At 75.1% G+C, this 6,193-nt stretch carries 5 protein-coding genes; all 5 read right to left on the bottom strand.

The features are described from left to right. Nucleotides 1-170 precede the first annotated feature (170 nt). Nucleotides 171-1,811 carry a bifunctional phosphoribosylaminoimidazolecarboxamide formyltransferase/IMP cyclohydrolase gene (gene purH, locus U5M74_RS13905; RefSeq protein WP_410909526.1) on the bottom strand — a complete coding sequence of 547 codons (1,641 nt, stop codon included), beginning with the start codon at nt 1,809-1,811 and terminating at the stop codon, nt 171-173. Nucleotides 1,812-1,972: 161 nt separating this feature from the next. Continuing rightward, nucleotides 1,973-2,617 carry a phosphoribosylglycinamide formyltransferase gene (gene purN / locus U5M74_RS13900; protein WP_410909525.1) on the bottom strand — a complete coding sequence of 215 codons (645 nt, stop codon included), beginning with the start codon at nt 2,615-2,617 and terminating at the stop codon, nt 1,973-1,975. Between the two features lie 11 nt (nt 2,618-2,628). After that, the gene (locus U5M74_RS13895; protein ID WP_410909524.1) at nt 2,629-3,870 is read right to left on the bottom strand and encodes a DUF6350 family protein; all 1,242 of its coding nucleotides are present in this window, start codon (nt 3,868-3,870) and stop codon (nt 2,629-2,631) included. A 155-nt stretch (nt 3,871-4,025) separates the two neighbouring features. Continuing rightward, complete coding sequence (gene sucD, locus U5M74_RS13890) at nt 4,026-4,922, bottom strand: succinate--CoA ligase subunit alpha (protein WP_410909523.1); 897 nt, start codon at nt 4,920-4,922, stop codon at nt 4,026-4,028. A gap of 37 nt (nt 4,923-4,959) precedes the next feature. Next, a complete protein-coding gene (sucC, locus tag U5M74_RS13885) occupies nt 4,960-6,129 on the bottom strand; it encodes an ADP-forming succinate--CoA ligase subunit beta (RefSeq protein WP_069983689.1) in 1,170 nt (389 codons plus the stop codon). Nucleotides 6,130-6,193 lie beyond the last annotated feature (64 nt).

Genomic DNA, 6,193 nt, shown 5'->3' with positions numbered 1-6,193 from the left:
GCCCGCCCCGCCCCCCCCCCCCGCCCCCCCGCGCCCCCCCCCCCCCCCCCCCCCCCCCCCCCCCCCCCCCCCCCCCCCCCCCCCCCCCCCCCCCCCCCCCCCGCCTCTCTATCTCGGCGGGACGCCTCTCTATCTCGGCGGGACGCCTCTCTATCTCGCGCCCGCGCGGGTCAGTGCGCGAAGTGGCGCGTGCCCGTGAAGTACATCGTCACGCCGGCGGCCTCGGCGGCCGCGACCACCTCGGCGTCGCGGATCGACCCGCCGGGCTGGACGACGGCGCGCACGCCGGCGTCGAGCAGCACCTGCAGGCCGTCGGCGAACGGGAAGAACGCGTCGGACGCCGCGACGGCCCCGCGCGCCCGCTCCTCGCCGTCGGCGAGCGTGTTGGCCCGCTCGACCGCCAGGCGGCAGGAGTCGACGCGGTTGACCTGCCCCATGCCGATGCCGACGGCGGCGCCGCCCGAGGCCAGCAGGATGGCGTTCGACTTGGCGGCGCGCACGGCCCGCCACGCGAACGCGAGCTCGCCGAGCGTCGCCGCGTCCGCGGCCTGGCCGGCGGCGAGCGTCCAGGTGGCCGGGTCGTCGCCCTCGGCCTGGTAGCGGTCGGCCGCCTGGAGCAGCAGGCCACCGGAGATCGGCCGCGTCTCGACGGCGGCGCGCGGCGGCGTCGGCGCGACGAGCAGACGGATGTTCTTCTTCGCCTGCAGGATCTCCAGCGCCTCGGGCTCGAACCCGGGCGCGACGACGACCTCGGTGAACACCGGGGCGATCTGCTCGGCGGCGGCCCTGGTGATCACGCCGTTCGCGGCGATGACGCCGCCGTAGGCGGAGACGGGGTCGGTGGCGTGCGCCCGGCGGTGCGCCTCGGCGACGTCCGCGCCGACGGCGATGCCGCAGGGGTTGGCGTGCTTGATGATCGCCACCGCGGGGCCCTCGTGGTCCCACGCGGCGCGCCAGGCGGCGTCGGCGTCGACGTAGTTGTTGTAGCTCATCGCCTTGCCGTGCAGCTGCTCGGCCTGGGCCAGGCCGGGCTCGCCGTGCCCGGCGGTGTACAGCGCGGCGCGCTGGTGCGGGTTCTCGCCGTAGCGCAGCACGTCGGCGCGGTCCCACGTGCCGCCGATCCAGGCCGGGAAGCCGGTGGAGACCTGGCCCTCGAGGGTCTCGACGACGTCCGTGGGGGCGACCACGTTGCCCATCCACGAGGCCACCGCGACGTCGTAGGTGGCGGTGTGCACGAACGCGGCGGCGGCGAGCGCCTTGCGCTGGGCGTACGTGAAGCCGCCGGCCTGCACGGCCTCGACGACCTGGCCGTAGCGGGCCGGCTCGACGACGACGGCCACCGAGGGGTGGTTCTTCGCCGCCGCGCGCACCATCGACGGGCCGCCGATGTCGATCTGCTCGATGACGGCGTCCTGGCCGGCGCCGGAGGCCACCGTGGCGGCGAACGGGTAGAGGTTGACCACGACGAGCTCGAACGGCGCGATCCCCAGCTCGTCGAGCTGGGCGAGGTGGTCGGCCTTGCGGGTGTCGGCGAGCAGGCCGGCGTGCACGCGCGGGTGCAGCGTCTTCACGCGGCCCTCGAGGCACTCGGGGAAGCCGGTGAGGTCCTCGACGCGGGTCACCGGGACGCCGGCGGCGGCGATCGTGCCGGCGGTCGAGCCCGTCGAGACCAGCTCGACGCCGGCGGCGTGCAGGGCGGTGGCCAGCTCGACCAGGCCGGTCTTGTCGTAGACGCTCAGCAGGGCGCGGCGCACCGGGCGGCGCGAGTCGTCGGCGAGCTGGACGTCGGGGGCGGCGGGGGCGCCGGACATGGCGTTCTCCTCGGGTCGTTCTTGCGAAGGACCCCTGGCGCCCAGGCGGGCGGCGCACACGGTGGGGCGGTGCGGCGGCCGCTCCCCGGTGGTGACCCACCCTCGCCAGTCACGGCCGCGGCGAGTCTACCCGCCGCCGGGCGGCGCTCCCAGGGCCGGCCTCAGCGGCCGATGACGGCCCGCCGCCCCACCACGTGCAGCCCCTCGCGCGCGACGCGGCCGACCGTCTCCACCAGCAGGGCGCGCTCGGCGACCTTGATCCGCTCGTGCAGGGTCGCCTCGTCGTCGTCCTCGCGCACCGGCACCGCGGCCTGGGCGAGGATCGGGCCGGTGTCCACGCCGGCGTCCACCACGTGCACCGTGCAGCCGCTGACCTTGACGCCGTGGGCCAGGGCGTCGCGCACGCCGTGCGCGCCCGGGAAGCTCGGCAGCAGCGCGGGGTGGGTGTTGACGATGCGGTGCTCGAAGCGGCCGACGAACCGCGGCGACAGGATCCGCATGAACCCGGCGAGCACCACGAGGTCCGGCCGGAAGACCGCCACGGCCTCGCCCACGGCCCGGTCCCACTCCGCGCGGTCGGCGAAGTCGCCGGGGGCCACGACGGCCGACGCGACTCCGGCGTCGCGGGCCAGGTCCAGCGCGCCCGCGGCGGGCCGGTCGGAGACGACGCCGACGACGCGGGCGCCGTAGGCCGGGTCGTCATGCGCGGCGAGCAGCGCGGCGAGGTTGGAGCCGGAGCCCGAGGCGAGCACGACGACGCGGGTGGCGGAGGTGGACTCGACACGGTGGCCGGAGGGGGTCTGCACGGCAGGCAAGCCTAGCCGCGCCCGCGCTCTCCCCCGCGCCCCGTCAGCAGCCCGGAGTGCGCGACCGCGAGCACGCCGCCGACCCCGGCGAGCACCTCGCCGGCGACGACCCCGGCGACGAGCAGCGGGTGCGCCCCGATCTCGGCGAGCCGGCCGGCGCCCACCGCCCCGCCGGCCCACCGCTGCAGCAGGGCGACCGCGACGCCCGCGGTGACCGCCGTCGCGCCGGCCACCCACGCGACGTCGGACCACCGCACCAGCGTCGGCTCGAGCCGGCGCCACGCGAACCAGCCGGCCACGACGCCGCACAGCACGACGGCGGCGGGCGCCGCGAGGGACGCGCCGCCCGTCCAGCTCGGCCCGGGCAGGGCACCGAGCAGCGGGAAGGCGGGCAGCGGGCCGTCCACGACGTCGCGCACCGTGAACGCCGTCCCCTCCCCCACCGCGAAGCCGGGCCCGGCCAGCCATGCCAGGGCCCACAGCACGAGGTTGGGCAGCAGCGCGAGCTGGGCCACGCCGAGCACGACACCGCCGATCCAGCCGGGCGCCAGCCCCGCGAGGACGTCCCCGGCCGTGGCCCGCCCGGCGAGCACCCACAGGGTCGTGACCAGGGCCGCGGCGCCCAGCAGCAGGGCGGTCGCGAGCGCCCCGGCGCGCACGCCCAGGCGGGCCACGGGCGGCACCCAGCCGAAGAGCACCTCGGTGACCTCGCCGACCCGCGGCGCCTCGGGCTGCGCGAGCGCGCCCGTGCCCAGCCCGACGCCGGCGACGACCACCCCGCCCAGCGCCGCGGTCAGCAGCGCGCCGCCGCGCACGCCGCCCGCGGCGGCCACCGCCGTCGTCGTCGCCGCGTACAGGGCCGTGCCGGCCAGCACGGCGGGAGCGACGGGAATCATCGAGCGCTTGGCGCAGACGTACGTGCAGAAGACCGCCAGCGCGCCCACGCCGAGCGGCACGAGCGTCACCGTGGTGCCGCCGACCGTCACGGGCACGCCGTGCCCGAGCAGCCAGACGCCGCCGGCCGTGCCCGTGGCCACGCCCCACGGGACGTCCCCCGTCCCGGGCGCGCCGAGCATCGCGACGACCGTGAGCAGCAGCACCAGCAGGAACGACAGCACCACCGACTGGACCACGGCCCAGACGCCCGACATCGTGTCGGCGACGCGCGAGCCGAGCACGGGCCCGCCCATCGCGGCCTCCACGGTGCGGGGAGGCCGGGACGCGCTGCGCGGGGTGCTGCGGGTGGTGCTCACCCGACCATGCTCCCCCGGCCCGGCGCCCGCGCCGCGCGGCCACGCCGGTGACGGTGCGGGTGGCGCGAAGCCGCGCGCGGGCGGCCGGACGGCCCGGCGACGACGACGGCGCCCCGCCTCCCGGGCGGGAGGCGGGGCGCCGTGGACGCGAGCGGTCAGAGGCTCTGCAGGATCTCCCGCATGAGGGCGGCGGTCTCCGACGGCGTCTTGCCGACCTTGACGCCGACGGCCTCGAGGGCCTCCTTCTTCGCCTGGGCGGTGCCGGCCGAACCGGACACGATGGCGCCGGCGTGGCCCATCGTCTTGCCCTCGGGGGCGGTGAAGCCCGCGACGTAGCCCACGACCGGCTTGGTCACGTGCTCCTTGATGTACGCCGCGGCGCGCTCCTCGGCGTCGCCGCCGATCTCGCCGATCATCACGATCGCCTTGGTCTCGGGGTCGTTCTCGAACGCCTCGAGCGCGTCGATGTGCGTGGTGCCCACGATGGGGTCGCCGCCGATGCCGATGGCGGTGGAGAACCCGAAGTCCTTGAGCTCGTACATCATCTGGTAGGTCAGGGTGCCCGACTTCGACACGAGGCCGATCGGGCCCTTGCCGGTGATGGTGTGCGGGGTGATGCCGGCGAGCGACTCGCCCGGCGTGATGATGCCCGGGCAGTTCGGGCCGATCATCCGGGTGGACTTGCCCTGCAGGTAGGCCCACACCTCGGCGGTGTCCTGGACCGGCACGCCCTCGGTGATGACGACGATGAGCGGCATCTCGGCGTCGATCGCCTCGATGGCGGCGTCCTTGGTGAACGCCGGCGGCACGAACAGCACGGAGACGTTGGCACCGGTCTCGGCCATGGCCTCCTTGACCGTGCCGAAGACGGGCAGCGTCACGTCGTTGCCCTCGTGGTCCTTGTGCGTGACCGTCGTGCCGGCCTTGCGGGCGTTCACGCCGCCCACGATCTGCGCGCCCGAGTCGAGCATGAGGGCGGTGTGCTTGGCACCCATCCCGCCCGTGATGCCCTGGACGATGATCTTGGAGTCCTTGTTCAGGTAGATCGACATGGTTCTGCGGTCTCTGCTCTCTGCGGTCGGCGGGCGATCAGGCGTTGGCCAGCTCGGCAGCCTTGTCGGCGCCGCCGTCCATCGTCTCGGCCAGGGTCACGAGCGGGTGGTTCGCGTCGGTGAGGATCTGGCGACCCAGCTCCACGTTGTTGCCGTCGAGGCGCACGACCAGCGGCTTGGTGGCCTCGTCGCCGAGGATCTCCAGCGCGCCGACGATGCCCTTGGCGACCTCGTCGCAGGCGGTGATGCCGCCGAAGACGTTGACGAACACCGACTTGACCTGCGGGTCGTTGAGGATGACGTCCAGGCCGTTGGCCATCACCTGGGCGTTCGCGCCGCCGCCGATGTCGAGGAAGTTGGCGGGCTTGACGCCGCCGTGCGCCTCGCCGGCGTAGGCGACGACGTCGAGGGTGCTCATCACGAGGCCCGCGCCGTTGCCGATGATGCCGACCTCGCCGTCGAGCTTGACGTAGTTGAGGCCGTTCGCCTTGGCCTTGGCCTCCAGCGGGTCCGCGGCGGCCTTGTCCTCGAGCTCCGCGTGCTCGGGGTGGCGCACCTCGGAGGCGTTGTCGTCCAGGGTGACCTTGCCGTCGAGGGCGATGATCGCGCCGTCCTCGGTGCGCACCAGCGGGTTCACCTCGACCAGCGTGGCGTCCTCGGCGGTGAAGACGGTCCAGAGCTTGCGGATGACGTCGGCGACCGGGGCCTTGAGCTCCGCGGCGAAGCCCGCGGTCTCGACGATCTCCGCGGCCTTGGCCTCGTCGATGCCGACGATCGGGTCGACGGCGACCTTGGCGAGGGCCTCGGGCCGCTCGACGGCGAGCTGCTCGATCTCCATGCCGCCCTCGACCGAGCACATCGCCAGGTAGTTGCGGTTCGAGCGGTCCAGGAGCACCGAGAAGTAGAACTCCTCGGCGATCTTGGCGCCCTCGGCGATCATCACGCGGTGGACCGTGTGGCCCTTGATGTCCATGCCGAGGATCTCGCCGGCCTTCTCCTCGGCCTCGGCGGGCGAGTGCGCGAGCTTCACGCCGCCGGCCTTGCCGCGGCCGCCCGTCTTGACCTGGGCCTTGACGACGACGGTGCCGCCGCCCAGCTTCTCGGCGGCCCCGCGGGCCTCCTCCGGCGTGGTCGCGACGATGCCGCCCAGCACGGGCACACCGTGCTTCTCGAAGATGTCGCGCGCCTGGTATTCGAACAGGTCCACCCTGCTGCGTCCTTCCATCGGTTGAGCCTCTGGGTCGGCAGAGGCCTGCCTGCGGAGTGCCCTC

It is taken from the genome of Puerhibacterium sp. TATVAM-FAB25 (assembly GCF_046535855.1).
Taxonomy (GTDB): Bacteria; Actinomycetota; Actinomycetes; order Actinomycetales; family Cellulomonadaceae; genus Puerhibacterium; species Puerhibacterium variabilis_A.
The sequence above is the reverse complement of the archived record's forward strand: the minus strand, read 5'-3'. Positions and strand labels throughout refer to the sequence as shown.

What these genes read in the sequence shown, in the direction of transcription:
- purH (WP_410909526.1), bottom strand. Translation starts at nt 1,811, where the DNA reads ATGTCCGGCGCCCCCGCCGCCCCCGACGTCCAGCTCGCCGACGACTCG.
- sucD (WP_410909523.1), bottom strand. Translation starts at nt 4,922, where the DNA reads ATGTCGATCTACCTGAACAAGGACTCCAAGATCATCGTCCAGGGCATC.